Annotated in this window: 22 protein-coding genes and 1 pseudogene; 8 read left to right on the top strand and 15 right to left on the bottom strand. The window is 68.2% G+C overall.

Going from position 1 to position 26,329, the window contains the following annotated elements; all coding sequences use genetic code 11:
* Positions 1-206 precede the first annotated feature (206 nt).
* The gene (locus D7V93_RS08290) at positions 207-1,064 is read left to right on the top strand and encodes a hypothetical protein (protein WP_120642867.1); all 858 of its coding nucleotides are present in this window, start codon (positions 207-209) and stop codon (positions 1,062-1,064) included.
* Between the two features lie 3 nt (positions 1,065-1,067).
* Here D7V93_RS08290 and D7V93_RS08285 read toward each other — a convergent pair whose 3' ends face one another.
* Positions 1,068-1,574, bottom strand: a complete 507-nt coding sequence (locus tag D7V93_RS08285) for a winged helix-turn-helix transcriptional regulator (RefSeq protein WP_120642866.1) — start codon at positions 1,572-1,574, stop codon at positions 1,068-1,070.
* A 97-nt stretch (positions 1,575-1,671) separates the two neighbouring features.
* On the opposite strand from D7V93_RS08285, the gene D7V93_RS08280 reads away from it, so the two are divergent.
* From D7V93_RS08280 to D7V93_RS08260, 4 genes are all read left to right on the top strand, one after another.
* Positions 1,672-2,331: a glutathione S-transferase family protein gene (locus tag D7V93_RS08280; RefSeq protein WP_120642865.1), complete on the top strand. Its 660-nt coding sequence runs from the start codon at positions 1,672-1,674 to the stop codon at positions 2,329-2,331.
* Between the two features lie 477 nt (positions 2,332-2,808).
* Complete coding sequence (locus D7V93_RS08270) at positions 2,809-3,723, top strand: DUF2381 family protein (RefSeq protein ID WP_341870918.1); 915 nt, start codon at positions 2,809-2,811, stop codon at positions 3,721-3,723.
* An 11-nt stretch (positions 3,724-3,734) separates the two neighbouring features.
* Positions 3,735-4,232 carry a hypothetical protein gene (locus D7V93_RS08265; protein WP_120642864.1) on the top strand — a complete coding sequence of 166 codons (498 nt, stop codon included), beginning with the start codon at positions 3,735-3,737 and terminating at the stop codon, positions 4,230-4,232.
* A gap of 45 nt (positions 4,233-4,277) precedes the next feature.
* A complete protein-coding gene (locus D7V93_RS08260) occupies positions 4,278-4,874 on the top strand; it encodes a macro domain-containing protein (RefSeq protein ID WP_120642863.1) in 597 nt (198 codons plus the stop codon).
* Between the two features lie 20 nt (positions 4,875-4,894).
* On the opposite strand, the gene D7V93_RS08255 is transcribed toward D7V93_RS08260, so the two are convergent.
* The 3 genes and pseudogenes from D7V93_RS08255 to D7V93_RS08245 form a co-directional block, all read right to left on the bottom strand.
* Positions 4,895-5,467: an imm11 family protein gene (locus tag D7V93_RS08255; RefSeq protein ID WP_120642862.1), complete on the bottom strand. Its 573-nt coding sequence runs from the start codon at positions 5,465-5,467 to the stop codon at positions 4,895-4,897.
* A 3-nt stretch (positions 5,468-5,470) separates the two neighbouring features.
* A pseudogene (locus D7V93_RS08250) lies at positions 5,471-6,465 on the bottom strand (AHH domain-containing protein).
* A 63-nt stretch (positions 6,466-6,528) separates the two neighbouring features.
* The gene (locus tag D7V93_RS08245; RefSeq protein ID WP_158623676.1) at positions 6,529-7,992 is read right to left on the bottom strand and encodes a sensor histidine kinase; all 1,464 of its coding nucleotides are present in this window, start codon (positions 7,990-7,992) and stop codon (positions 6,529-6,531) included.
* 309 nt (positions 7,993-8,301) lie between these two features.
* On the opposite strand from D7V93_RS08245, the gene D7V93_RS08240 reads away from it, so the two are divergent.
* Positions 8,302-8,616 carry a hypothetical protein gene (locus D7V93_RS08240; RefSeq protein WP_120642860.1) on the top strand — a complete coding sequence of 105 codons (315 nt, stop codon included), beginning with the start codon at positions 8,302-8,304 and terminating at the stop codon, positions 8,614-8,616.
* Positions 8,617-8,691: 75 nt separating this feature from the next.
* Here the strand turns inward: D7V93_RS08240 and D7V93_RS08235 are convergent, their stop codons facing one another.
* Together D7V93_RS08235 and D7V93_RS08230 are read right to left on the bottom strand one after the other, a co-directional pair.
* Positions 8,692-10,761, bottom strand: coding sequence for a Ulp1 family isopeptidase (locus D7V93_RS08235; protein WP_158623675.1), 2,070 nt, complete (start codon positions 10,759-10,761; stop codon positions 8,692-8,694).
* A 463-nt stretch (positions 10,762-11,224) separates the two neighbouring features.
* Positions 11,225-12,310, bottom strand: coding sequence for an SGNH/GDSL hydrolase family protein (locus D7V93_RS08230; protein ID WP_120642858.1), 1,086 nt, complete (start codon positions 12,308-12,310; stop codon positions 11,225-11,227).
* A gap of 308 nt (positions 12,311-12,618) precedes the next feature.
* Here D7V93_RS08230 and D7V93_RS08225 point away from each other — a divergent pair, with 308 nt between their 5' ends.
* Complete coding sequence (locus D7V93_RS08225) at positions 12,619-13,902, top strand: chloride channel protein (protein WP_120642857.1); 1,284 nt, start codon at positions 12,619-12,621, stop codon at positions 13,900-13,902.
* 4 nt (positions 13,903-13,906) lie between these two features.
* Here D7V93_RS08225 and D7V93_RS08220 read toward each other — a convergent pair whose 3' ends face one another.
* Positions 13,907-16,210, bottom strand: coding sequence for a membrane dipeptidase (locus D7V93_RS08220; RefSeq protein WP_120642856.1), 2,304 nt, complete (start codon positions 16,208-16,210; stop codon positions 13,907-13,909).
* A 493-nt stretch (positions 16,211-16,703) separates the two neighbouring features.
* On the opposite strand from D7V93_RS08220, the gene yjjJ reads away from it, so the two are divergent.
* Complete coding sequence (gene yjjJ / locus D7V93_RS08215) at positions 16,704-18,029, top strand: type II toxin-antitoxin system HipA family toxin YjjJ (RefSeq protein WP_120642855.1); 1,326 nt, start codon at positions 16,704-16,706, stop codon at positions 18,027-18,029.
* Here yjjJ and D7V93_RS08210 read toward each other — a convergent pair.
* The 8 genes from D7V93_RS08210 to D7V93_RS08175 all read right to left on the bottom strand — a co-directional run bounded on the left by D7V93_RS08210 (position 18,014) and on the right by D7V93_RS08175 (position 26,279).
* Complete coding sequence (locus tag D7V93_RS08210; protein WP_372338300.1) at positions 18,014-19,309, bottom strand: CapA family protein; 1,296 nt, start codon at positions 19,307-19,309, stop codon at positions 18,014-18,016. The genes yjjJ and D7V93_RS08210 overlap by 16 nt on opposite strands.
* A gap of 37 nt (positions 19,310-19,346) precedes the next feature.
* Entirely contained in the window at positions 19,347-20,111 is a 765-nt protein-coding gene (locus D7V93_RS08205; RefSeq protein ID WP_120642854.1) for a class I SAM-dependent methyltransferase, read from the bottom strand.
* 110 nt (positions 20,112-20,221) lie between these two features.
* Complete coding sequence (locus tag D7V93_RS08200) at positions 20,222-21,664, bottom strand: DUF8814 domain-containing protein (RefSeq protein WP_120642853.1); 1,443 nt, start codon at positions 21,662-21,664, stop codon at positions 20,222-20,224.
* Between the two features lie 68 nt (positions 21,665-21,732).
* Positions 21,733-22,029 (bottom strand): hypothetical protein, encoded by a 297-nt coding sequence (locus D7V93_RS08195; RefSeq protein ID WP_147451082.1) that lies wholly within the window; start codon positions 22,027-22,029, stop codon positions 21,733-21,735.
* A gap of 27 nt (positions 22,030-22,056) precedes the next feature.
* Entirely contained in the window at positions 22,057-23,058 is a 1,002-nt protein-coding gene (locus D7V93_RS08190; RefSeq protein WP_120642851.1) for a hypothetical protein, read from the bottom strand.
* 63 nt (positions 23,059-23,121) lie between these two features.
* Complete coding sequence (upp, locus tag D7V93_RS08185; protein WP_120642850.1) at positions 23,122-23,757, bottom strand: uracil phosphoribosyltransferase; 636 nt, start codon at positions 23,755-23,757, stop codon at positions 23,122-23,124.
* 67 nt (positions 23,758-23,824) lie between these two features.
* Complete coding sequence (locus tag D7V93_RS08180; RefSeq protein WP_120642849.1) at positions 23,825-25,033, bottom strand: URC4/urg3 family protein; 1,209 nt, start codon at positions 25,031-25,033, stop codon at positions 23,825-23,827.
* Complete coding sequence (locus D7V93_RS08175; RefSeq protein ID WP_120642848.1) at positions 25,026-26,279, bottom strand: GTP cyclohydrolase II; 1,254 nt, start codon at positions 26,277-26,279, stop codon at positions 25,026-25,028. The genes D7V93_RS08180 and D7V93_RS08175 overlap by 8 nt, the downstream gene beginning before the upstream one ends.
* Positions 26,280-26,329 lie beyond the last annotated feature (50 nt).

The raw sequence follows: 26,329 nt of genomic DNA, 5'->3' as shown, positions 1-26,329 counted from the left end.
CCGGTGAGGAGGGTCGCGCCGCCGATGAGCCACGACCCCGTGCCGCGAGACTCTCGCGAGGGCGTCACCCGCGTCACGCCATCGGAATCCGTGCGACGCTCAGGGCCAGACTGCGGGGAACGCATGTTCTCGGGGAGCCTCCGGGCTGCGTATGCTACGGAAGCCGCTCCCCTCGAAGCAATGCGCGCGCCGCCACGCCCCCACCCATGACCGTCGAAGCGTCCGGCCCCTTCCCCGTCCACGCCTTCACACCGAGGCTGCGTGCCCTGGGCGCGCTCGTGCACACCGCGGTCCTGGGCACGCTCGGCTTCTTCACGGCGCTGCTGTTCCAGGATGTCCTCGCGGGAACGCAGACCGTGCAGCCCGGGCCGCTGGCGATGGGGCTGACGGTCGGAGGCCTGCTCCCGTACATCGCGCTGCACTTGTTGCGGCTGGGGACGCGGGCCACGGTGACGGTGGGCGCGGGGGGGCTCGTGCTGACCCTGCGCGGGGGAGCGCACTTCGAGATTCCCTTCGCAGCGCTGGAGTCCGTCCGCCCGTGGCGTCTGCCCATGCCGGGCCCCGGGCTCACGCTGCGACTGCGCACGGGGCGCGCATTCGAGTACGGGCTGGAGTCGCAGGACCCGGTGCCCCTGCTCACGGCGATGGGGGCACGGGGCGAGGCGCGCGACCATCCACGGGTGCGTTACGCGCAGGCGCGGAGCGCGAAGTGGCGCAGGCGTTGGTACGACCAGGCGCTGAAGTACGGCCTGGTGCCGGGAGTGCTCGCGGCCATCTTCTTCCGGGCGCACCAATACATCTCCTTCGGGGGACCCTTCGGCGAATGGCAGATGTATGGCCTTCAGGCGTACCTGCTGACGTTCGTCCGGACGTGGCTGCCGGTGTTCCTGGCGCTGCTGCTGTTCGGCTGTTTCTGGAGGGCCCTCGCGGAGGCGCTGTGTTTCGGAGCCGCGTGGCTGGGCCCCCGGTGGGCACGCCACGTGCGAACCGGCGCCGAGTGGACCTGCCGTGCGCTGTATTACGTGGCCCTGCCGGTGTTCCTCGCGGTGCGGCTGTTGGGCTGAAGGTCAGTCCTGAGCGTGGCGGGCGCGGCGCGCGAGCGCCTTCTCGTAGGCAGCCTGGAGTTCACCGAACACCGAGCGCGCCGGGCGCGGCGCGTCCAGGTGCAGGTGGCGCAGCTCCTCCATGAACGCGTCCCAGAGTGGCGGGCCGCCCTTCTCCAGCAGCTCCGCGCGCACCGACAGCTCCTCGCTCGGCCGCGTATGCCGGCGGCCCCAGGCGGCCATGTGCGCGAGCAGGGGCACGAGCTGGATGGCCGCTTCCGTGAGGCTGTAGGTCCCCTTCTGCCGGTGGTTCGGATCAGGGCGTCGCGTCAGCAGGCCGGACGCGCTCAGGCGCTTCAGGCGGTCCGCGAGGATGTTCGAGGCGATGCCTTCCTCGCTCTGCGCGAGGAGCTCGCCATAGCTGCGCCTGTTCCCGAACATGACATCGCGGATGACGATCAGGCTCCAACGGTCGCCGAGCTGTTCGAGCGTCAGGTTGATCGGGCAGCCGGACCGTCCTGTCTGCGGCATGGCCGTCCTCCTGGGATTACCACTTGCAACATGCAAGCAGTGGAAATATGATTCAACCCCTTGCAAAACGCAAGTGGTTGAATGGAGAGATCCTACGATGTCGCTCGCGCTCTACGGTCATCCCTTCTCCTCGTACACGCAGAAGGTGCTCATCGCGCTGTACGAGAACGGCACGCCCTTCGAGTTCCGCTGTATCGGGCCGGAGACGCCGCAACATTCGGCCGAGTGGCTGCGGCGCTGGCCGCTGCGCAAGTTCCCGCTGCTGGTGGACGGCGAGCGCAGCATCGTCGAGACCAGCATCATCATCGAGCACCTGCAGCTCGTGCATCCCGGGCCGGTGCGCCTGCTGCCCGCGGACCCGATGGCCGCGCTGGACGTGCGCTTCCTCGACCGCTTCTTCGACCTGCACGTCATGAACGCGGCGCAGCACGCGGTAGACGGTGCGCTGACGGGTGACCCGGTGAAGCGCCAGGACGGACTGGCGCTTGCCAGGGAAAAGCTGGAGCGCGCCTACGCCTGGCTTGAAGGGCAGCTCTCGGGCAGGACCTGGGCCGCGGGAGAGGAGTTCACGCTGGCGGACTGCGCGGCCGCGCCCTCGCTGTTCTACGCGGACTGGACGCACCGGATGTCCGAGGCCTTTCCCGTGCTGCGCGCCTACCGTACGCGGTTGCTGGCCCGCCCGTCCTTCGCCCGGGCGGTAGAGGAGGCGCGGCCGTTCCGGCCACTCTTCCCCCTGGGAGCGCCGGATCAGGACTGAAGCCGCGCGGTCCGCTCAAACCGCGTCGAACCGCCCCCCACGATACCGACGCGCTCCAGCACATCCTTGATCTCCCCATCCACGATGATGGGAGGAGTCCAGCCCCAGGGGCGGAACAATCAGCCAGTCAGGCTCAGCCTGTCCCTGGGCCTCAACGGGAAAAAGCTGAACATCGCGGGGTACCAACTCACGGAACACGTCAGCGATCCGCGCGTTGACGACAGGGGTCTGCCCTACTCCGGCGGTGTCGAAGTCGAGTGGCTTCCCAGGTCGGTCCAGTGGAACTCGCAGCAGCTCACCAAGCTCCACGGGGCGGCCGTAGCCGAACATCCTGACGTCCTCCAACTCCTGCTCGGCGAGCGTCGTCGGCTCCCCCAGGTACCAGCGCCCCGCGACGTAGACATTAATGGCGAGTCGGAATCGCGTTGCGGTCGCCGGGCTGAAGGATTGGATGCTTCGCGGCCGTCCTGGTAGGTTGTGTGCGTGATTCGGACCCTCCTGCTTTGCATCCTGGTGGCCTCCGTCGCTGACGCCAGCGAGCGCGAGAAGAACGTCGTGCGTGCGCTCATGCTCTCGGAGCATCCGGACGACGACACCCACCGCGTCTACGTGAAGGGGCAGGTGGTCACGACGCTGCGGTTCGAGAGGGCCGTTGATCCCGGCAAGACGAAGCTGCTCGGCTGGGAGGGGCGGCTCGAACCACTCGCGGTGGTCCGCAACAAGGTCATCCTGGAGCCCCTCCACGACCTCAACGAGGACGAGGGGGTTCCCCTGATTGTGACGTTGGTGGATGGAACCGAGCTGCCGTTCCTCCTGCGTCCTCCGGGATGGGAGAAGCAGGGCCGGCCCGACCAACAGGTCGACGTGTTCAAGGACCGTGACAGCTACGCGGCCATGCACGCGGCGCTGCGCAGGGCGCTTGAGGAGAATGGCACCCTGACCGAGGAGAATCAGCGGTACCGCAAGGAAGAGACCTCAGAGGACCACGCACTCGCCGCGCTCCTTGCCGCAGGAGCTGTCACGCAGACGCCCTTCATGATTGCGAGTCGCATCAACGGCGAGGATGGCGACACCCAGCTCAAGGCAACCCTGTTCCGGGGAAAGGGCAAGGCGGCCGTCGTCCTCACGCTCAAGAACCTCTCCCAGAAGCAGGCCTGGAGCATGAAGTCCGCCCGGCTCCTGAGCGTTTCCAGCGGAAGGGAAAGCGCCGTCGCGGTTCGCTCGACCCGCCCCTCGATTGCTCCGGGTGAATCCGGCGTGGTGGCGTTCGTGGCGGACAGGAGCGCCTTCATCGAGGACGGCAAGTTGACCTCGGTCTTCCTGGAGTTCTACCGGCAGGACGGCCTTCGACAGGCGGTCGTTCAGCTCGATCCAGACCTCGTTGCGGAGTAAGAGCGCGACGTATGGCCTCCACCAAGCTCACGCTCCTGGGCTGCGCAGTGCTGCTCGTGACCTCGTCCGGTTGCCCTGGCTCCGCGACGAGCGGAGTGGCCCTCCGCCCTGACGGCACACCGGGACCTGAGAAGTGCCCCGAAGAGGCGCGTAAGGCGATGAACTACCTACGGCTGTTCGTCGGCGCATCCGCGTGGATCCAACTCGACGCGAATCAATCCAATGGCCCGCTCGCCTTGTACGAAGGCGCGATTGAAAGCGTGCTCGAAGATGATCTCGGCCCCCTGGCGGCACCGGCCCGGCTCTATGGCCGGGTCTGGACCAGCGGTCCCCAGGCCGTCATCCGGTACTACGCCGCCCAGCCCCTGGATGGAGGAGCGCAGGTTCCCATCTGTGCGGTGGCGCGGTTGGGCATCGGGCAACTCCGGAAGCTGCCAGCCTCCAAACCTGGGATGGCCGTCCTTGGCGCTTCCAGCGCGGGCGTCTACATCGTGGATGAGTTCAGATAACGCGTTGCACGCCCAGGTCCAGGTGGGGTGCTAGAGAGAGCAGACATGCTCCCTGAGAAAATCTACCTGATCGACCGCGCGCCGCAGTTGGCGAAGGCCTGGGCCGAGGTCTTCGAGGAGTTCGACTTCGTCTCCGTGGTGGAAGGGGACTTCTTCTCCGTTCCCGCGGACGCGATGGTCAGCCCGGCCAACAGCTTCGGCATCATGGATGGAGGGCTCGACCTGGCGATCCGGGACACGCTGGGCTTCCAGGTGCAGGACGCGGTGCAGAAAGCCATCCTTGAGCGGCACCACGGTGAGCTCCCCGTCGGGGCCGCGGAAGTCGTGTCCTCCGGCGACGCGCGCTGGCCCTTCCTCGTGGCCGCGCCCACCATGCGCATCCCCGAAAGCGTCGCGCAGACCGTCAATGCCTACCTGGCGTTCCGCGCCATCCTGCTCGCGGTGAGGCGACACAACGAAGGTGCCGCGTCCCCCATCATCCGGACCCTCGTCTGTCCAGGCCTGGGCACCGGCATCGGAGGACTCGAAGCGCGCCGGTGCGCGGCACAGATGAGGCTGGCCTTGAAGCACGTCCTCGGCCCTGCGCGCATCCCATCCTTCCGAGACATCCACCTGATCCACAGGGCACTCCGCACCACGTAGCCGTGTGCGAGACGGACCGCTCAAACCACGTCGAACCGCCCGCCCACGATACCGACGCGCTCCAGCGCCTCCTTGATCTCCTCGTCCACGATGATGGGTGGATGCCAGCCCCAGAGCCGGAAGACGCGCGCATCGCCAACCTTTGACGTGTCGATGCGCAACCCGGACACCACATGGTAGCTGCCGATGAGTTCGGGCCGTCCATCCTCCGGCGTCCACAGTCGTGCTTCCTCACACGCCGCGTCGTCGATACAGCGGCGCTCCTGCGCGACATTGAGCACGTAGTAGGGCCCGGTCTCTCCCTCCACTTCGACCGGAAAGAGCTGAATCGCGTCTGGCGCCATTTCTCGAAATACGGACGCAACCCGTGAGCTGACGACGGGTGTCTGCCCCGCTCCTGCGAACTCGATGTCGGTCGGTTTGCCCGGCTTGAAAAGGGGGAGCCGCATCTGCTCGCGGACCTCCACCGGACGACCGTCGGTGAAGCGCCAGATGTCGTCGATCTCCTCTCCCGAAAGGAGGGTCGGATCCGAGAGGTACCAACGTCCTGGAACATCCACGTCGATCTTCAAATCAAAAAAGCGCCGCTCCATGAGTCAGTCCTTGGGAGGCTTCGTGACAAGCATCCGCAGCTTCGAACCTTTCGTCATGAGGTCTCGTGCGATGCTCATGAGTTCATCCACCAGCGCACCCCTGCACTGCTCGGCCCCCCGGCATCTCTTCGTAGCCACATCGATACGCCTGAGCACCTCTTCATGATACTCGCGCGGATGAGGCCCCCTGTGCTCCTTGAGCCGCACCTGATTGGCGAGGTCGCTCAGCTTCATCTGGGCGCGGCCATGGCGTTCTTCCCGCCCAGCGCCGTCAACGCGACGATGACCAGGACACGAGCACCGTTGTCCCCCAGCACCCTTCCGAAGCGGTGCCCCACCTCCTCCAGCTCCGAGAGGTTCCGAGCACCCTTGGACTCGTCCATCAACCGCAGGAAGCCCCTCCCCAGATTCCACACCGGGCCCGTGCCGAGATACGCAATCAACGAAGCCGTCAGCGCGATCGCGATGATCTTCGTGATGGGCTCGGGCGCGACCAGCATCACCAGCGCACTCCCGATCATCGTGGTGACCATCGCCCGCAGTACGGCGGGGTTCATCAGGTCCTGGATGGCGTCCTCCACGCCGTCCCAGACCGTGTCGAGCGCGAAGGAGAGCGCCATCATCCGTCGATCCAGGAAAGCCGGGATGAGGCCATTCCCAAGCAGGCTCAGGCAGCCTGTCGGGTCATCCTGTCGCTGGCAGATGCGCTCGTACGCCGGATTCACCCCGCGTCCCTGGGCACCGTCCACCACACCTCCAGCGGAGGCGAGCAACGAATGTCAGTCATCCTGCTCGAACGCCTGGAACGCCACGTCCAGCTTCGCGTCGAGCACGAGCTGCGTGATGGCCTGCTTGAACCCCTCTTCGTCGATCTCGACCGGATCAGACGCCGTGGGCGTATAGGTGATGGGCTTGCCTCGCCCCGTGTCCAGGTTGACCACGCGCGGCGTCGCACAGCCTACCGTGAGCAGCAACACCATGAGCCAGCCAGACCTCATCGGGGCCTCCTGGTGGCGCTGCGCCTGATGTTTGTACATCCGCGGCGCGCACCCCCCACAACTCTACTGTGAGGCCGTGTCCCGGACGCGCGGCAGCCGCACGGCGAAGGTCGTTCCGTCCTCCTGCGAGGAGCGCACCGTGACCTGGCCGCCGTGGGCGCGCGCGATCTGGTGGACGATGTAGAGCCCCAACCCCACGTTCCGCCCGCTGCGGTCCTGCTCCGCGCTGGCCCGCTGGAAGGGCTCGAAGAGCCTCGCGAGCACCTCCGCCGGAATGGGCGCTCCCTGGTTGTGCACCGTGAGCACCACCGCCTCCGCCTGCCCCTCCAGCCGCACCCGCACCTCCGTCTCCCGCGGGCTGTATTGCAAGGCATTGGCGACCAGGTTGGTCACGAGCTGGGCCAGCCGCTCACCGTCCGCCACGAGCGAGGTCTCCCCCTCCACCTCCCAGCGCAACTGGCGGTCGGGCCTCGCGATGCGCAACTCCTCCAGGACCTGCCCCAGCACGTCGCGCAGGTCCTGGAGCCGGGTGGCGAGCGGCAGGCCTCCCCCCAGGCGCGTCCGGGTGAAGTCCAGCAGGTCGCTCACCAGGCCGGTCGCCCGGGTCGCCGTCCTCCGGATGCGCTCGAGGATGTCGCGGGTGGCCGCGTCCCCGCCCCCTCGCACGAGCCCGACCTGCACCTGCATGAGGATGGCCGCCAACGGATTCTTCAGGTCATGGCTGACAATGCCAATGAGGTGCCGCTCGTGCTCGGCCCGCATCCGCTCCTCGGTGACATCCCGGGCGATGGACAGCACCGACAGGACGTTGCCCCGGTCGTCACGCTCCGGAAGCAGGCGGGACTGCACCACCCGCCGCCCCCCGGTCCCGGGAAACTCGAACTCCAGCGCCACCTCGCGGCCGGTGAAGGCCTCGTCGATGGCGACCTCCCACTGACGGACCCGCTCCGCGGGCATCCCCAGCTCGGCGTTGGTCTTCCCCAGGAAGTGCTCCACCGGCTCCGTCGTGAACCGGCGGATGCTGGGGCTGACGAAGGTGTGGCGGTGCTGCCGGTCGAACCGGGCCACCACGTCCGGCAGGTGCGCCGCCAGCCGGCGAAACCCCTCCTCCGCATGCCGGAGCCGCTGGTGGAGCTGCTGGGTGCGCAGCTGCGAGGTGACGCGCGCGAGCAGCTCCGCCGGATCATAGGGCTTCGTGACGTAGTCGTTGGCCCCGGCCTGGAGGCTCTCCACCACATCCGCCTTGCTCCCCGCCACGGTGAGCATCAACACCGGGAGCTCCGCCGCGTCCAGCTGGGCGCGCAGGAAGCGCAGCAGCTCGATGCCCGGAATCCCCGGCAGGTTCAGGTCGAGCACCACCAGCGCGGGACGCACTCCCAGCGCCAGCCGCTCCAGCATCGTCGGGCCCTCGGCGAAGACCTCGAGCACACAATGCCCCTCCAGCACCCTCCGCGCGCGCTCGCACTCGAGCGCGCTGTCCTCCACCAGCCACACCTCCGGCAACGCGTCCTCACCCCCTTCGAGCAAGCGTCGCCCCTCCTCGGACGGAGCCGACACGGGCGGTGATGACGACAGGGACGACGGATGCACGGGACTGCCTCCACGGGCGCGTGACACACCGCGTCTAGGCGATCTACCGTCCGCCTCGGTTCTGGGTCAATCTGCCCTGTAACAGGGTGGCCCGTTGAACGGGAGACGTTGAAAATCACGCGCGTGCGAGCGACCGGACGCAGGCTCCGTGCCCGGAACACCGCGAGACCTTCACGCGTCACCGACCTTCGACGTGTCGAGGCGCATCCCACGGTAGGCTTCGCAGGCACCTCCACAGGAGAAGCCATGAACGCGTTGCTCAGACCGCTGGTGAAGCTGACTGCTCTCTCCGCCCTCGCCTTCGCGCCCAACGCGCTGGCGTATGATCCGTTTTGCGACGATGTCTGTTCCGACAGAACACCGTGCACCGCCAGCTGCTACTACTGGGCAACGAGGACCTACATCACCTGCGGCGAGGCCGGGTTCGAGTGCTGGAGCGGAGTCTTGAAGAGCGCGCCCGTCTCCATGAATGAGCAGCAGCCCTCGGCCGCGGACACCGAACAGACGTGCCACGAGTCGCGGCAGGCGCCCGAGTCCTCCTCCCAGCCCGCCAGGAGCTGAGCGCCCCGGACACGACAAGGCCCCCGACCCGGTGACAGGTCGGAGGCCCTGGGGTGAGGCACGCGGGGACGCGGGTCATCCTTCCCACAAGGGCTTGAGCAGTGGGTCGATGTCCGTGCCGAACATCCAGCAGAGGAAATGCATGAAGAGGATCTTGTGGAGGGCGAAGAGGGCCCCGTCATCCTCCGTGCGACCCAGCGCCAGCAGCTGCCGCGTATTCACCTGGCGCGGGGATTGGCTTTTGTAGTCGAGGAGGTCCGGCGCGTGGTCGTAGTACCCGGCGATCTGCAGAAGCGGGAGCCGGATCTCCCGCCACCTCTCGCCGTAATTGTAGGAAGGGAAGAGCGAGCCTTCCTCACCCCCTTCCCGCTCGGGGAACCTCTCCAGCAGGTCTTTGAACGTCAGCACACCCCTCTCCACGAGCGCGAGCGCTTCCATGTTCCCCAGGAAGAGCGGCAGCGCGTGCCGGGGCTCCGCGAGGAAGAAGTGGCTGCACAGGTAGACAAGGATCAGGTCCGCGCGACACGTCACCGTGCAGTTCTTCCGCACCTCCTGGGCCAGCCCCTGGCCCGTGAACAGGGGCCGGTCCCCGTACCGGCGTGATTGCCATTGCGCGGAGTCCATGACCACCGTGACGGCGGAAGTGGTGACCTCCACGCTGAAGAACTGGGGCATGGGTTGCGACAGGCGTCCGCCCAGCATCGACAGCATCTGGGTCGCGACCTGAGCATCCGTGAGCCTGCACGTCTTCATGAGCTGCGTCAGCAACTTCAGCTCATCCCCATACGAGGCATCCAGGAAGACGGTCTCGGCGTTGAACTCCTGGATGTCCGTCCTGGGAGTGCCTCGGGCCAGGGGCGGTGACTGGCCCTGGAGATTGGTCAGCTTCAGCAGGAAGCGCGTGGTGCCCTTGCCGGATATGTACTTCATGTTGTGGACCAGGACCTGACCGAAGGGCGTCTCCAGTTCCAGGAAATGGGCGACGCTCTGGCCGCGCAACCCCTTCGGATAGGTGGTGGAGAAGACCTTCCTCCACAGGGACAGGTTGACCAGCGTGTGCAGCCAGGCGCGGAGGTCGTCATTTCCCTGTTCGAGGTCCTCCGCAGGGGAGCTCTGCGGCGCCAGCTGATGTCTCGCCCAGGGGGACCTGTCGTGGCGGTAGTAATCCTTACGGCCGGGCACGGTCTTTCGCTGGAACGTCTCGTTCACGTCGTGACTGAGCGAGGGTCCGTTGGAGCGACTGGGGCTGGGCTTGTGGAGGTTGGAAAGCCAGCGGGCTTCTTGCTTGGTGCTCCGGTAGGTCCTGTACAGCGTCTCGTAGCGGGTCACGAACCGGTCATAGATGAACAGCATGAGCTGGGGGCACCGCTTGAAGGCGTGGAAGAGCGCCTGCATCCGAGCCAGGCCCAGCGCCTGGAACTGCCGCGTCAGCGCCTTCTGGAGACCTCCCGATGCGCCCGTCCCACAGGCCTGGAAGATCTTCCCCTTGAGCTCTTCGAGCGCCGTGGCATCGCCGCCGCCATTTCCGGAGTCCACGTGGAGGCCCTGCCAGAGCAGCTCATTGAGGGCTTGCTCCAGGGACCAATCCACCGGCGAGGGAAGACGGCGAGAGGAAGGTGATGGCCCGCGCGCGGAGGGGGGTGCATGCGGGAGTGCGGCGCGCCAGCGGCGCCGGAGGTCAGCGCAGGTCGAGGTCGAGATGCCCTGGAGCTCCGAAATGAGCGGCCGATGTCCATTGGCCCGGATGATGAGCTCGATGACGCAGAGCATGAATGCGCCGCAGTTGTACCCGTCCCGTTGAAGAAGGTCGGAGGTGGGCACGAACCGGACGTTGTCGGCAATGACTCCCACCCTCTTCAGTTGATGGAACAGATGGGTGGCGAAGGCGGCGTTGTACCCCTGGAGCGAGTCGTAGTGGATGCAGACGCGAGCTCTCGCGAAGTACACCAACAGGGACCAGTGCAGGTTGTCCCGGTTGACGGGAATGATGACGACGGACCCCGCGCACTGGAGCGGGTCGAGGACTCCCGGGCTCAGGGCCGCGACCTGCGTGATGCTCGGGGGAATGTATTGGAATCGGGCGTCCCGCCGCAGGAGCGGCTCCAGGTGGTTGGAATAGACGTGGTTGATGACGTCGTCCGTCAACCACGACTCCTCGTCGGCAAGAACCTCGCGGACGTGCGCGAGGTCGGCCTGGGCAGGTTGCGCGAGCGGTGGTGCCTCGTCCGACGCATCGTCCAGGACGATGATTATCGGCGGAGGAGGGAGGGCTTCGGGCTCATCCTCTTGCGTCAGGTCGATGAAGCCAGGAGTCGGTCCGCCGAGCGGCCTCTGCCTCTTCGGGGCCGGCGCCTTCGCGATCTCTGGCTTGGGCGACGGCGGCCTCTTCGGAGCGGAAGAGGGGCCTGGAGAAGGGTCTGGACGAGGGCGAGGACCCGTGCGCGGACCTGTGCGCGCACAGGTCGGACATACGAGCCCGAAATGCTGCCCATGATGCTCGCACCAGGCCATTGCGTCCTCCCCGCTACGGCTCACCCGCGATGAACGGACAAGGCCCCCGACCCGGTGACAGGTCGGAGGCCCTGGGTGCTACGGAGACCGCGTCAGCTCAAGGCGTCGCGGGATCGAAGTTGGAGATCGTCCAACCCATGCGCTCGTGGCCGAACTTGTTCCAGTCCGGGTTCTTGCCGTCGACGATCTGCGCGTCCGTGTAGCCCGGCGCGGCCGAACCGGAGCCGGAGCCGGAGAAGATGTTCACGCTGATGGTGGAGCCCGTGTACGTCGGGTGCGTGTTGTCGGACTGGATGTAGTCGAAGCTGGTGCTCGCGTTCGCCAGGTGCAGGTTCGCGTCACGCAGCGTGCTGCGCAGGGTCACGCTGATGCGCTGCACGTAGGCGTCCTCGGTCTCACCGGCGCGGTAGGCAATCGCGGCCGAGTCCACCTGGCCGTCGCCGTTGCGGTCGTAGTCCGCCGCCATCATCTCCGCGAAGGAGTCCGCGCACTTGAAGCCATACTTCGCCGCCAGGTTACAGGCGCGCCAGTTGCTGCGCGCCAGCAGCGGCAGGAAGTAGGTCTGCTTGTTCACCTTCTGCCCCGTCGCCGAGTCCGTGCAGGCCGTCAGCACGTTGTCCGCGTCGAAGCCGGGGTAGTAGATGTTGGAGATGACCTTCACCTTGGCGGAGGTCGCGTACTGGTTGATGGCCTGCATGCCACGCTCCATGTACGTGGTGCACGCCGTCAGCGCCGCCTGCAGGCCGCTGTAGTTGCACGTGCCCGTCTGGTCCGTGAACGCGCTGCGCGCCTGCAGGTAGTCGTTGCCGCACATCTCGAACATCACGACGCGCGTGTTCGTCGTCTGCATGTACGAACGGTCCGCGACAATCTTGTTGTTGTAGATGTCGTCCGCCTTCGCACCGGACTTCGTGCGGCGGATGACCTCCACGTTCGTGCCCCACTTCTTCGCCGCGTACTCACCTTCCACGACCGGAGCGCCACGGCGCGCCACGCTGCCGATGCCGCCGTTGTAGCCGGCGAAGATGGAGTCGCCGTACGCCACCACCCGGTACGTCTGAGACGCCGAACGGTTGATGGTCCACGACGTGTTCTGGTTGATGGTGCTGGCCATCGCGCTTCCACCCAGCGTGGTGGCGGCGAGGACGGCGACGAGGGACAGCCCGCTGCGACGAACGGACATACCGGCTCCTGAGAAGGTAGGGGGTCTCACCCCTGGAAGGGGAGAGGCGGCGCAAGGTACACGCCTTTGACTTTGGAATCACCTCCCAGACCTGAAATAGCATTTCACTGAGCATTCCCGGTTGAACCTGAATTCCGCCATGCCGCGTCAGAGAGGGCCGCCGCATGACGCGATGCTCCGGATTGACGCGATGTTTCATATGTTTCAGGCCCTGGTGACCACGCTCGCTGGAAGAATCCGCTGTCTGTGTTTGGGCGAAGGTGAACTTCCCGGCCGGGGTTGCCGCATCACGCCTAGACTGCGCGGCCGTGAACCTTCCCCCGGGTGCCCGAGCGCTGGGACAGTGGCTGCTGCTGGGCACCGTCGTGGGCGGGGTGTGCGGGGTGGCGTCCGCGGTGTTCCTGGCGCTGCTGGAGCGGGCCACCGACTTCCGGCTGGGGCACGAAGCGCTGGTGTACGCGCTGCCCCTGGCGGGGCTGGTGGTGGGCGCGGTGTACGGCCGGTGGGGCGCGTCCATCCGGGGCGGCAACAACCTGGTGCTGGACACGGTGCATGAAGGGGACGCGGTGCTCCCCCTGCGCATGGCGCCCCTCGTGCTTCTGGGCACGGTGCTCACGCACCTGTTCGGCGGGAGCGCGGGGCGCGAGGGCACCGCGGTGCAGATGGGCGCGAGCCTCGCGGACCAGGTGGCCCACCGCTTCCGGGTGACGCCGGCCACGCGGCGCGAGCTGCTGGCGGCGGGCATCGCGGGCGGGTTCGGTTCGGTGTTCGGCACGCCGCTGGCGGGGACGGTGTTCGGGCTGGAGGTCGTCTGCGTGGGCCGGCTGGGCTACGAGGCGCTCCTGCCCGCGCTCACCGCGGCGGTGGTGGGCGACCTGGTGACGCGCGGGCTGGGCATCCATCACACCGTGTACCCCACGCCCCAGGCGCTCGCGCTCACGCTGCCCGTGCTGGGCAAGTGGCTGGTGTTCGCGGCCGGAGTGGCGCTGGTGGCGGTGGCCTTCATCGAAGGCACGCACGGGCTGAAGAAGCTCCTGGAGCGCCGGGTGCCATGGCTGCCTTTGCGCATGGCGCTGGGCGGCCTGGGCGTGGTGGGGCTGTGGCAGCTGTCCGGGACGAACGAGTACCTGGGCCTGGGCGTGCCCGGCATCCTGCGCGCGTTCCACGACGTGTCGCTGCCGTGGGGCGCGTTCGCGTGGAAGCTCGTCTTCACGGCGGTGACGCTGGGCGCGGGGTTCCTTGGCGGAGAGGTGACGCCGCTGTTCTTCATCGGCGCGGCGCTGGGCAACGTGCTCGCGCGGCTGTTGGGCCTGCCGGTGGACCTGGGCGCGGCGGTGGGCATGGCGGCCCTGTTCGCGGCGGCGTCCAACACGCCGCTCGCGCTGTCATTGATGGCGGTGGAGCTGGTGGGCGGCGCGGTGCTCCCCCACGTGGCCATCGTCGCCACGGTGGCGTACCTGCTCACCGGGCACCGGGGCATCTATCCGTCGCAGCGCATCGCCCGGAGGAAGCTGGGCGGGCCACTGCTGGAGCGCATCGTTTCGCTGCGGGAGCTGCACGAGGCGCCCCGGAAGCCCGGGGCGCCCCGCTAACGCGTTACTTGCAGGTGAACGACCAGCGGCAGGTGCCGGACGCGCACTCGCGATCGCTGGAGCACACCGCGCCCCGGCCGCGCTTGTTCATGCACTTGCCGGAGTTGGTCCCCCAGCCGCAGAACTGGCCCGAGCCGCAGTGCGAGTCGCTGTCGCACAGGCAGCTTCCGGTGGGGTTCAGGTAGCAGTCCGCGCTGCAGCGGTCGGTGGTGCACTCGCGGTCGGACTTGCACGTCTGGCCATACGCCTTGGAGCGCGGCGTGTAGCACCAGCCGACCGCGTTGAAGCAGCCACCGCATGCTCCGGAGAGGCATTGGCCGTCGCGGCCGCAGGACGTGCCGTCCGTCTTGCGATTCACGCAGTCGTTGTCGCCCGGGTTGCCCGGGATTTCATCCTGGCAGTAGCGGGAGCTGCCGCAGTCGCCGTCGTCGTTGCACACGCAGCGGCCGTCGAAGGTGGCGCAGAGGACGGAGGTGCACTGCTCGGTCTGGCACTCGTCGTCGAAGCGGCAGCCCTGGCCCATCGTCTTGGAGTCCGGGGCGTAGGGCTTGCCGCACACGGAGGGGTAGGCCTTCTCACGCTCGGAGGGCGGCACCCAGGGCGCGACGCCGCTCGTGTCGATGTCCAGTGCCGCGTCCGCCATGGCGCCGGTGCGCGCGCTGCCCGCGGTGCGCTCCCACATGCGGATGAACAGCTCCGCGGAGCGGGACAGGGGCGTGGTGTCCGCGCCCAGGTTGTGCACGTCCTGGAGCAGGTCGGGCAGGAGGCCCACGTGGGCCAGGCCCTGCTCGTCGAACGGGGTGCCCAGCCGGCCGGGGGACTCCTGCTCCTGCTGGTGGGCCTGCGCGTCGGCCTCCGCCTGGAAGCCCGCGGAGCACGCGCCGTGGGGGCCGAAGCGGGGCCGGGTCTGCTGGATGAAGCCATTGAAGTCCGCGCCGAAGCCCATGTTGACCTTGAGGCCCTGGCGGCCGAACTCATACGCCTGCGCGAAGGAGCGGCTGGAGCCCTGACAGTCATTGGGGATGTTCGCGGGCGTGTACGTGCGCGTCTCGTCGTGCGCGGTGCGCAGGCCGAACATGCCGCCGGTGCGCCGGAGCATCTGCACGACCCAGGCGGGGGTGGTCTTCTCGTTCTCCGCGAGCTTGCCGTTCATCACCTCGCGGAAGTGACCGTGGCTGATGTAGAGCGGGTAGTAGCGGTTCTGCTGGGCGACGGCGTAGGCGTCCCGCACGCCCTTCTCCGACAGGTGGGCCAGGTCGATGAGCATGCCCTTGTTCATCATCGCCTGGAGGAGCTGCTGACCGTCGGGCGTGAGGCCGCGCACGTTGCGGCACTGGGCATCCACGTCGAAGCCCAGGGTGAAGCCTCCGGTGGTGATGCCGCAATCGGTGTCGATGTGGCAGTTCTCCAGGAACTGCGCGGCCTGGAAGATGGCGTTGTGAGGGGCCGCGCCGCCGAAGCGGTTGTCCAGTTGGTGCACGGGCTGGAGGGTGCGCACGCCCAGCGCGTGGAAGCGGTCCAGCTCCGCGTGCCAGTCCTTCGTCCCGAAGAGCTTGCTGGTCTCGATGGAGAGGACCATGGCGAGCCGGCCCTGCGAGATGATCCGCCGCGCGTCCGCGGGTGACAGGGCGATCTCCACCCAGTCATTGGCGGCGTCGAAGGCGCGGGCCATCTGGAGCTGCACCTCCACGTCCGTCATCTCGTCGCAGGCGCGCTTGCGGTTCTGCGGAGGCAGGGCTTCACAGAGGAAGCCGTTGCTGACGGCGGACACGACGACGAGCGACAGGCCGCCCTGGTGCGCCTGCTTGAGCCACCCGCCCCAGGACTGCTGGTGGGCGATGGTGTCCCAGCGGGGCCACTCGGTGCCGGGGGCGCGGCGGCCCAGGTGCAGGCCGGTGTCGCCTTGGGTGCCTTCAATCTTGCCGAGGAACTCCGAGCCCACCGCGCCCGCCACGCCGAAGAGCTGGGACAGGACGGGGACGTTGCTCAGGTCCACGCCGCCGGAGTTGGGGCACAGGTTGAGCAGGCCGCTCAGGTCCATGCGGACGCGGGCGTGGTCGCTCTCCGGGAGGCCGCCGTCGCAGGTGTCCAGCGAGCCGTTGACGCCGCCGTGGAACCAGCCACCGGCGAAGGCCTCCTCCGCGAACATGTGGTGGTGCAGCTCCGCGAAGCCGGGCACGTCCACGCCCTGCTCCTGGGATGCGGGCTTGGGAGGGGGCTCCACGTCCTCGACGGGTGCACAGGACAGGGAGGCGGCCAGCGACAGGGCCAGGGTGCTCCAGCGGAACCACGGCAGGGGGTGGGTCAAGCGCTCTCCAGGATGAGGGGAGCACCCACATGCGACGACCAGGACACCGCGTTCAAGACGCAGTGTCCCAGGGAGTGATCGATGGGGGGCAAAGCCTCCGGGTGACGACGCCGGTCTTCAAGGCCCTACGGTTCTCGTGGCCCATCCCCTTGCTTGCAGCGCCCTTGGAGAGGGCCAGGGCATCAAGACGCTGCATAGGTGGTGGGGGTCAAAATAAACCCACCTAACTACTGAGGGCCTGCACGCCTGCTATGTAGGAGAGCGGCAGAGGCCATGCTCCCTGTTGGACCTTGCCACTTGGCAAGAATGGAACCGACCGGGCTGCGCAGTCCTCCTCCCAGTAGACGCACGGTAGTCCCCCCAGTACCCCCATTTGAACTGGTGGGTTTGAACGCAATCTACTCACCTATTTGGGGTACCAGTACTCACCTTGACGTTAAATCAAGGGGTTGAGGACTCAGAGCCCTAGGGTTATCTACTCACCTATCTACTCATGGCCCTTCAACCTGATTACCCCCAGCTCCTGGAAGTCGTCCGGCGGCTCCAGCCGGTCTCGGCGGAAGTGCTCCAGCAGCATTTCGGGGTTTCCCAGCAGACAATGTCCCGCTGGCTCAAGGCCGCAGGCGCCGAGATCTGCCGGATGGGGCGAACCCGGGGGGCCAAGTACTTCCGGACACGGGTAGTGCCGACCCTAGGTGACCAGATTCCCGTCCATCGGGTGGATGAAGCGGGCCACCTTCAGAAAGTGGGAATGCTTCATTTCCTGTCCCCCCAGGGCGCTTGGTTGGAGCGCACGGAAGGGCCTGGGCAGTACTTCGAAAATCGCCCCCATTTCGCTGAGGAGATGAGACCCCAGGGCTACATGGGCAAGGGCTTCCTTCAACGGCACCAGGATTTGGCCCTGCCCTCTCGCCCGGACAACTGGAGCGATGATCTAGTGTTCCTCGCGCTCAGCAAGCGTGGCGAGGACTGCACTGGAGACCTCATTCTGGGCACCGAGTCTCTGGCGCGCTACCTCGACTCCTCGGTCAAGACGGTCGAGCGGAATAGCTATCCCGAATTGGTTCAGAACAACCTCGCGGAGAGTGGAGGCTCATCAGCGGGAGGTGAGCAGCCAAAGTTCGCCGTCTATTCGAACGGGCGGCATGTGCTCGTGAAGTTCGCCGATGCAAGTACCGGATCCGCCGCACAACGTTGGTGTGATCTGCTCGTATGCGAGCATCTCGCGCTGGAAGCGGTTCGTGCAGCGGGCTTTGACGCGGCCCATTCTGAATGGTTCAACGTAGGGGCTCAGCGCTTCCTTGAAGTCACTCGGTTTGATCGAGTTGGTGTGCGGGGACGACGTGGCTTGCTGTCCCTCAATGCCCTCGACAATGAGTACATCGGCAAGGGAGGAACCTGGACCCAGGTATCCCTGCAACTGCTCGCCGGCAAATTCATCAACCTGGAGGACGACCGGAGGGTACGTTGGCTCGATACCTTCGGTCAGCTCATCGGAAACACCGACCGGCACAACGGAAACGTTTCCTTCTTCTTGGATGCCCCGGAGCGGTTCCGGTTAGCCCCCATTTACGACATGCTACCAATGATGTTCGCGCCCGCAGGCGGAACGCATCTTGTGCCGCGTTCGTTTGACCCTACCCCCCCCACAGCCGACAACCTGGATGTCTGGTCAGACGCCGCCCGTCATGCATTGGCGTACTGGGACACGCTCGTCTCATCCAGCGACCTGAGCGAGGACTTCCGCCAGCGCTGCATCACCTGCCGGGAACAGCTCGCGGACCTCGTCGCCCGCGTGCCGCTTCACGGCACCGTCTGAGCTGTCAGCCCCACCGCGCCATCCTCGCGCCGCCGCAGCTCTGGTGAGGCCACGCGGAACTCCGCGGGCAGCATTCGCAGGATGCGCTCCCGGCGATACCGGGCGTTCACCAGCCGTTGCTCCAGCGCCGCCTTCTCCGTCCGTACCGCCTTGTCCTGGGGCCCAGCTCGCAGGGCCAGCGCGGCCAACCTGCGCGACACCTCCTCCAGTTCCCGGTCGATGAGCACCGGCTGGATGTTGCGGCGGACCCTTGCCTTGCGGCCGGTCGCGTTGTTTTCAATCCACACCGGCAACACCGCCACGTCCCCCAGTGCCACCGGGGCACCGGGCTCCGCCCGCGTCACCCCCACCCGCAGCAGCAGCGAGTCCCGCTTGTCTCCCTCCGTGCCTGTCCTTCCCTTGGCGTGCTTGTAGAAGCGCGCCTGGTTCGCCACCAGGTTTCCCAGCGAGTACGCGATGAGCCCCCGCCGTCCGGACTTCGTCGTGTACGCCTCCAGCGGCTGGAGCACGTGCGGATGGTGCCCGATGACCGCGAACGCCCCCGCCTCCAGGAAGGCCTGCCCCAGCGCCCGGTCCAGCGGGTTCGGCGTGTCTGAATACTCCCGCCCCCAGTGCCCCATCACGAACAGCGCGTCACACCTCGCCGCCGCGGCGCGCACCCGCTCCACCGCCTCCTCCTCCCGCAGCCCCCGGCGCGAGCGGTGCTCCGGATAGGGCACCAGCGCCACGTGCGCTGCGTCCGCTTCCTTCGGGTTGCTGAAGCCATTCAGGATCCGCGTGAAGGAGAGGAACCCCAGCCGCACCCCGCGCACCTCCATGAACACCGGCTCCCACGCCGCGTCTCGCGTGGCGCCGGTGCCCACGTGGCGCAGGCCCGCCGCGTCCAGGTGGCGCAGCGTCTCCACCAGGCCCTCCGGGCGCTGATCCCTCGCGTGGTTGTTGCCCGTGGACACCACCTTCACGCCCGCCCCCACCAGCGCCCGCACCATCGCCGGCGGCGCGTTGAAGACGAGTTCCCGCGTCACCGCCTTGCGGTTGTCCGTGACCGGCGTCTCCAGGTTCACCACGCCCACGTCCGCCGTGCGCAGCACGTCCGACAGCGGCCCGAAGACGTGGTCCCACCCCTCGTGGTTGAGCGAGGGCGCCGCGCCTCCCTCCGGGGGCACCGCCCCGCTCCGCGCATGGTCCCGCGCCACCGACTTCACCTCGCCGTGCGGAATCACGTCCCCGCCGAAGACGAGCTCCACGCGCGCGGGCGCGGCCGTCCCCAGCAGCGGCATCAACCCCAGCAGGAGCGCGGCCACCGCACGGCGTGACTCACCCGCCACGGGGCTCCCGCACGCCGATGATCACATCGCGGTTCCACGGGTCGCGCCGGGTCGTCGCGGGACAGCCCGCCTCCTGCATCCACGTGAGCCAGTCCTCGCGCCGGAACAGGCCATTGCGATGCCGTTCCTGCGACGTGCTCACCGTCCCATCCGCCTCGCGCATCACATACGAGAACGCGGTCTCGAAGGTCTCGTCCTCCGGATCCGGATCCCACGTCCACATGAGGTAGCGCATCGCGCGCCCGTCCGGCCCGTCGTGGCCCCCCGTCTCGGTGAGGGGCTCGAACGTGTCCCGCACGCAGTCCGGCAGCAGCACCACCGCGCCTCCGGGTCGGCAGTGCTCCACCGCCGTGCGCACCGTGGCCCGCGCGGTGTCCCGGTCCGTCGCGTACATGATGGCGTCGTGCACCATCACCCGGTCGAACGTGCGCGAAAGCCGCAGGGACGTCATGTCCCCCAACAGGTGCTCGCACTCCGGGTTGACGGCGCGGCTCACCGCGAGCATCCCCGGCGCTCGGTCCGTCAACGTCAGCGTGTAGTGGGCCTTCAGGTGGAAGGCCAGGCTCCCACCGCCCGAGCCCAACTCCAGCATCGTGCGCGCAGGCCCCGGTGCCGCCGTGCGCAGGATGCCGAGCAGGTCCTCCGCCTCCTCGACGTACTCCTCGGGCGGCGAGAACAGCGGCCACCAGGGCGCGAGGTCCGTGTAGAGGTGGGGCTCTGCCTGGGGAGGCGGGATCACGGTGCGCGCTGCCATGGACGACCCTCGACTCGAAGAGCGGTGGTCTGGCTTTGTACCGCCCGGACAGCGGGGACGTCCATGACGCCCCCGCCGGAGTCCGCCGGCCCTACCGGACTACCGAACGACTATCGAACCTGGATGGCGTCCGCGACGACGTAGGTGCCCGCCGTGACCCAGCGGCTGAGCTGCACCTTGTTCCAGCCCGCCGGGAAGCTCCACGTGCCCAGCGTGTTCCACCGGGCGCCGTTGACGGTCTGGTTCACCTTCACGTTCGCCAATTGCGTACCCGTCGCGCTCGTGACGATGAAGGGCGCGGCCGTGGAGCGGTCCGTCGCCGCCGTCCACCACGCATCCACCGTCTTCGTGCCCGCCGCCGCCAGGTAGAAGTAGAACGTCGCCGGCTCCGACACCGCCGCGCCCGGGGACACCAGGTAGCTGCTGCCGTAGTAGCCCGCCACGTTCGTGGACGACGCCCAGCTTGAGCCCGTGAGCTGGATGTAGCCCTTCGTCTGGTCGTTGTTCGCGTTGTTGCTGTCAATCACCAGGCCCGTCGGCGTGCCCCCGCCCGACGTCCACAGGTACGTCACGTCCACCCAGTCGTTGTTCGACATCCCCAGGTCCGTCCAGAACGTCCCGTCCGCCAGGTCGATGCCCGCAGGGTTCGCCGGCCGGCGCCCGAACTGATCCAACCCACCGTTGAAGCCGTCCTGGTACGCGGCCTGCGCCTCCGGCTTGCCCTGCGGCAGCGTCTTCCACATCTCGCGCACGCTGGACGGATTCCAGTAGTCATCCTTCGTGTTCCACGGCCCCACGTCCCACACGGACGTCGTCGTGCACTTCGCCGTCTTCGCGTAGCAGACACGCACCTGGTACTCGGAGCCCCCGTTCGACGCGAGCCCCCGCCGGGACGGCAGCGCCACGAAGCGATCGTTGCTCTTGATGACGTGCCCGTTGGCCGTCGTGCCGCCCACCAATCCCTCGCGGGTGGCGTAGACGCGGTAGGTCAGCGCCGCCAGTGGCTGGAGCCCCTGCTCGGTGTCACTCCCCTCCCGCCAGCCTTCCAGCGCCAGCTCCTGGACCACCGGGCCCCGGCCGCGCTCGTCCGCCACCAGCGCCAGCCGCACCTGCACCTCCGTGCCCGCGCGGGGCAGCCGCACGGCCTCGCCCGCGGTGGCGGTGCGCCACTCGCTCCAGGCGCCCCCGGGGACGCGCACGCGCACGTCCACCTCGACGCCCGTTCCCAATGCCTGCGTCGCCTGGAGCCTCGGCCTGAACGTGTCCACGGGCTCCGACAGCGTGCGCGCCGGGAACGTGTAGAGGCCGGTGAGCCGGTTGAGCCCTTCAGGCCGGCGCATCACGCCGTTGGGCTCGTAGAGCAACCCGTCCCGCGTGCGCACGAGCTCGCCCGTGCCCTCGCCCACGGACAGGTCCTCCGTCCAGCGCTGCGCCCCCGCCTCCACCCGGAGCGTCTCCGCAGCCGGGGGAGCCGGCTCCGCGGCCGCGACACCCTGCGCGAACACCGCGCCCAACATCACCGTCATCACCGTGGACCGCCACGACGCGCGCATGCCTGGACTCCGGGAAAAGGGAAAAAACATTTACCCGGATATACTTTAAATTCCTTATTTCTCGGAAATCAAGATCCGTCGCAAGCCTGGTACTTCACGGGCAGCGAGCACCCCGCCATGGGGCAGTCCGGCGACGCCGCCGCCTGCTTGTCCCGGGCGATGACGGACTGGAGGGACTCACCCCCCAGGCACTGGATGTGCGGTTCGACGCCCGGGCAGCAACCACAGCCACAGGCCGTGTACGAGGAGGCCTCGGGAGCGGGCCCCGGAGCCGCGGCGTCCGGGGTGGAAGCAGCCTCGGGGCGCGCGCCCTGGGAGACACAGCCTGACGACAGCATCAGCAGCACCGGGACAAGCATTCGCATGTCCCGGAGGATAGTCGACCCGCGGCCTCAGTACCCCGTCCGCACCAGCACGGGATGGCCATTGTCTTCGTAGACATTGCCCGTGGACGTCTGCGCGAACGTGCTGTCGAACACCAGCGTGTACGACGTGTCCGGGTTCGACGTCTGCGCCGAGCCCCGGTCGAACCGGTTGCGCAGGAACGTGCCGCCGCCGCCGGCCGCGCCGCCACCGTTGATGCAATACACGCCGCCGCCGAACCAGTTGTCCTCGATCTTCAGGTTCGACGAGGGCCCGACGATGGTGTTGATCATCATCGCGGCGATCTGCTTCTTCGGGTTCGGCGTGGGCAGGGTCCCCATCGTCTGGTCGTGGTACGCGGAGAAGTTCGACCCAATCACCTCCAACCCGCTGCCCCCGTGGGACTGGAGCACGTCGTTGTGCGTGCGGGAGTCGGTGCCCGGGTGGTTCGGGTCGGGCGAGAAGTGCACCAGGTCGTGCCCGTAGCTGCCCTGGATGGACACGTTCACGGGGGCGCCCGACGTCGCGGGGGCCACGGAGAAGGCATCCACCACGCCCGACACGTTGGTGCGGTAGGCCGTGTACTCGCGCATGCCAATGCCATTCACCCAGTAGGTCGGATTCGCCGCGCGCACGGTGGTGAACTCGATGCGCGCGTTCGTGCCGCCGGTGCCAATCTGGATGATGGCGCCGCCCCCCGTCATCGCGGGCCCTCCGTCCACCACGCAGTTGCTCACCACCGTGTTCGCCGCCTTGATGATGACCCGGCCGTGGACGATGGTGTCCGCCAGCCGCTGTCCGGCCGTGCTCAGCGTGACGTCCCCGTTGACGACCTTCGTCGGGTAGGCGCGGATGATGCCCGCGCCCGTATTCGCCGCCGTCGGCTTCGTCTGACGCAGGACGAAGGTGTCCGCCGCCTGCTCCTGTGTGGCGGGGGTGACGCCTTCGGCCTCTGGGGACGCGCCCTCGCCACAGGAGATGAGCAGGAGCGCGGACGACAGGAAGGCGGGGAACGCACGAGAAATGTTCATGAGACAAGGAGACGTGAAACACGTCTCCCCGTCAATCAAGAAAATCGCGTATAGAATGTTTACCTACTTGGTCCCGAACAGGCGATCTCCCGCGTCGCCCAGGCCCGGCAGGATGTAGCCGTGCGCGTCCAGCCGGTCGTCGATGGCGGCGGTGAAGACATGCACGTCCGGGTGGTGCTCGCGCAGGTTCGTGAGGCCCTCGGGACACGCGAGCAGACACACGAAGCGCAGGCTCCCGGGGCGGCTGCGCTTCACGCGCTGGAGCGCGGCCACCGCGGAGTTCCCCGTCGCGAGCATCGGGTCACACACGATGACGTCCCGGTCCTCCAGGTTGCCCGGCACGCGGTAGTAGTACTCCACCGCGCTCAGCGACTCCGGGTCGCGGTACAGCCCGATGTGGCCCACGCGCGCGGACGGCACCAGTTGCAGCAGCCCGTCCAGGATGCCCTGCCCCGCGCGGAGGATGGGCACCAGCACCAGCTTCTTGCCGTCCAGCACCCAGCCCGTGGTGCGGGCCATGGGGGTCTGGATCTCCTCCTCGCGCAGCTTCAGGTCGCGCAGCGCCTCGTACCCGAGCAGGAGGGAGATCTCCTCCAGCAGCGCCCGGAAGGACGCCGTGCTCGTGTCCGTCCTGCGCATCACCGTCAGCTTGTGCTTCACCAGCGGGTGATCCACCACCGTGCAGTTCGGGAAGTCCATGGGTTCTCCTCGCGCCGCCGGGAGCTCCGGACGGCCTGTGGGCCTGCTCCAGCGCTTCACGACGTGTTCAGAAGACCGTTCCGTCACTGCGCACGCGGATGGGCGGCACGCCGCCGGGGCGCAGCTCCGCCGCCACCCGGCGCCCCGCCGTCCACGTCCCGCCCTGGAGCACCTTCGCCAGCGGCAGCTCCTCCGCGCTCAGCTCCAGCCGTCCGCGCACCAGCGCCGCCACGCGGTCCAGCAGCGCCACCGTCAGCGCGCGCCACTCCACGATGGGCGCGTCGCCCGGGTCATACGCCTCCTTCAGCAGGCGCGGGTCCTGGGGCACCAGCACGCCCAGGTCCACGAAGAGCCCGCCGTTGCGGTACTCCGGCAGGCCGGTGAGCGCGTCCAGCTCCGTCACCGTCACGCCGGCGTCCGCGAGCGGCTCCACCAGCGAGTACGCCAGCCACTGGGACAACTTGTGGAAGGGCACCAGCGCGTCCGCGCTGTCGGACGGGCCCAGGGCCGGGTGCGGCCACACGTCCCCCAGGTTGATGCCGTCCACCGTCGTGCGCCCGGGCCAGATGGGGCCCAGCACCTCCAGCACCGTGCCCAGCACCTCCGTGGCCCGCACGCTCCGGCGGTGCGCCGCCAGCATGTCGAACATCGACCCCGGCCTCGGCAGCACCCGCGACAGCCCCTGCAACAGGTGCAGCCGGCCCTCCACCCCGAGCAGCGGGTTGGACGCGGACACCTGGAAGCCGCGCTCCAGCGCCTCGCGCGTCATCCGGCTCAGCGCCTCCGCGTCCGCGCGCAGCGGCCGGTCCGGATCCGACGAGAAGCCCCCCGCCATGAACATCCGCAGCGACGCGACCGCCAGCCCCTCCGAGCGCACGTAGCTGGCGCCATTCGGCTCCTGGTAGCGCCACGCGGGCCCGCTGCCCGCGTCCAGCAGCACGCTCACCACGCCCAGGTCCACCTTCGCCCGGGCGCGCTCGTCGGGCGGCAGCGAGGCCAGGCGCGCCTCCAGCTGCGCGAGCCTTGGCACCCCTCCCGCGTCGAAGTGGCGCCAGCGGCTGTGCACCGGGATGTCCAGCCGGGGGTACGCCTCGTGCGTCACCGCCAGCACCCGGTCCACCACCACCGGCAGCCGCGACGGCTCCACCCGGAAGTACTCCAGCCTCCCGGCCAGCCCCAGGTCCAGCACCTGGTGACACCGCTCGCGGATGGCCGCCGGGCTGCGCAGCCACGCCACCGTGGGAGACACTTCCTGCACCCGGATCGCGTCAAGCATCGAGGTCCCGTCCCTTCACCTGCGCCAGCGTCCCCGCGTCCGCCACCGGCCCGCGCGTGAAGTAGCCCGCCGCCTTCTTCGCCTCCATCTCCACCTTCGCGTCCGCCGGGATGAGGCCCTCCGGAATCGGCACGCGCTCCAGGATTTCAATGCCCGAGCGCACGATGGCGTCGTGCTTCATGTCGCTCATGGAGACGAAGCGGTGGATGCGCGTGATGCCCAGCCAGTGCAGCACGTCTGGCATCAGCTCCTGGAAGCGCATGTCCTGCACGCCCGCCACGCACTCGGTGCGGTGGAAGTACGTGGCCGCGGAGTCGCCGCCCTCCTGCCGCTTGCGCGCGTTGTAGACCAGGAACTTGGTCACCTCGCCCAGCGCCCGGCCCTCCTTGCGGTGGTAGACGATGAGCCCCACCCCGCCCTGCTGCGCCGTCCGCACGCACTCTTCAATGCCGTGCACCAGGTACGGGCGGCAGGTGCAGATGTCGCTGCCGAACACGTCGGAGCCGTTGCACTCGTCGTGCACGCGCGCCGCCAGCGGCACGTCCCTGTCCGCGAGCTTCGCGATGTCGCCAAACACATACAGGGACAGTCCGCCAATGGGCGGCAGGAAGACGTGCAGGTCCGGGCGGGTGATGAGCTCCGGGAACATGCCGCCGGTGTGCTCGAAGAGGCCCCGGCGCAGCGCGCCTTCCGTGAGGCCGAAGCGCTCCGCGATGCCCGGCAGGAACCAGACGGGCTCCACCGCGGCCTTCACGACCTTGATGTCGCCGTTGGCCGCCACCAGGTCGCCGTCCACCTGGAGGCGCCCGGCGAGCATCGCGTCGCGCACCTCCGGCATGTTGATGTGGGCCCGGGTGACGGCGATGCTGGGTTTGTAGTCCACGCCCTGCTCGGCGTAGGCGCGGAACACCTGCCCCGCCACCGCGCCCCAGGGGTCCAGCGACACGATGCGCTTGGGGTCCCCCCACGACGGGTACGGCCCCACCTGCGCCGCGGGCGAGGTGTTGGTCAGGTCCGCCTTGTGGTCCTGCGGCAGCTTGCCCGCGGACACCGCCAGCGCGCGGTAGATGGCATACGCGCCGGAGTGCGTGCCGATGACGTTGCGGTGCGAGGGGTCGGAGAGCGTGGCCACCACGGGGCCCCGGCGCAGCGGCTCCCCTTCGCCCCAGCGCAGGGGCACCCCTGGCACCTGGCCATCCGGGTGCGAGGTGAGACGGATGTGATTGACGGGCTTCTTGTCAGCCATGGGAGCGCCCTCCTGTCGGGCGCGGGGAAATGGGGCGAAAGGCGTTGGGG

Origin of the sequence: Corallococcus llansteffanensis, from assembly GCF_003612055.1 — a bacterium.
Classification (GTDB): Bacteria; Myxococcota; Myxococcia; order Myxococcales; family Myxococcaceae; genus Corallococcus; species Corallococcus llansteffanensis.
This window is presented reverse-complemented; position numbering and strand designations above follow the sequence as displayed.

Coding starts and splice junctions, on each gene's coding strand:
- D7V93_RS08280 (WP_120642865.1), top strand. CDS start 1,672: ATGTCGCTCGCGCTCTACGGTCATCCCTTCTCCTCGTACACGCAGAAG.
- D7V93_RS08290 (WP_120642867.1), top strand. CDS start 207: ATGACCGTCGAAGCGTCCGGCCCCTTCCCCGTCCACGCCTTCACACCG.
- D7V93_RS08205 (WP_120642854.1), bottom strand. CDS start 20,111: ATGGCAGCGCGCACCGTGATCCCGCCTCCCCAGGCAGAGCCCCACCTC.
- D7V93_RS08230 (WP_120642858.1), bottom strand. CDS start 12,310: ATGTCCGTTCGTCGCAGCGGGCTGTCCCTCGTCGCCGTCCTCGCCGCC.
- D7V93_RS08175 (WP_120642848.1), bottom strand. CDS start 26,279: ATGGCTGACAAGAAGCCCGTCAATCACATCCGTCTCACCTCGCACCCG.
- D7V93_RS08285 (WP_120642866.1), bottom strand. CDS start 1,574: ATGCCGCAGACAGGACGGTCCGGCTGCCCGATCAACCTGACGCTCGAA.
- upp (WP_120642850.1), bottom strand. CDS start 23,757: ATGGACTTCCCGAACTGCACGGTGGTGGATCACCCGCTGGTGAAGCAC.
- D7V93_RS08190 (WP_120642851.1), bottom strand. CDS start 23,058: ATGAACATTTCTCGTGCGTTCCCCGCCTTCCTGTCGTCCGCGCTCCTG.
- D7V93_RS08180 (WP_120642849.1), bottom strand. CDS start 25,033: ATGCTTGACGCGATCCGGGTGCAGGAAGTGTCTCCCACGGTGGCGTGG.
- D7V93_RS08260 (WP_120642863.1), top strand. CDS start 4,278: ATGCTCCCTGAGAAAATCTACCTGATCGACCGCGCGCCGCAGTTGGCG.
- D7V93_RS08240 (WP_120642860.1), top strand. CDS start 8,302: ATGAACGCGTTGCTCAGACCGCTGGTGAAGCTGACTGCTCTCTCCGCC.
- D7V93_RS08200 (WP_120642853.1), bottom strand. CDS start 21,664: ATGCGCGCGTCGTGGCGGTCCACGGTGATGACGGTGATGTTGGGCGCG.
- D7V93_RS08255 (WP_120642862.1), bottom strand. CDS start 5,467: ATGGAGCGGCGCTTTTTTGATTTGAAGATCGACGTGGATGTTCCAGGA.
- D7V93_RS08210 (WP_372338300.1), bottom strand. CDS start 19,309: ATGCCGCTGCTGGGGACGGCCGCGCCCGCGCGCGTGGAGCTCGTCTTC.
- D7V93_RS08265 (WP_120642864.1), top strand. CDS start 3,735: ATGGCCTCCACCAAGCTCACGCTCCTGGGCTGCGCAGTGCTGCTCGTG.
- yjjJ (WP_120642855.1), top strand. CDS start 16,704: ATGGCCCTTCAACCTGATTACCCCCAGCTCCTGGAAGTCGTCCGGCGG.
- D7V93_RS08195 (WP_147451082.1), bottom strand. CDS start 22,029: ATGCGAATGCTTGTCCCGGTGCTGCTGATGCTGTCGTCAGGCTGTGTC.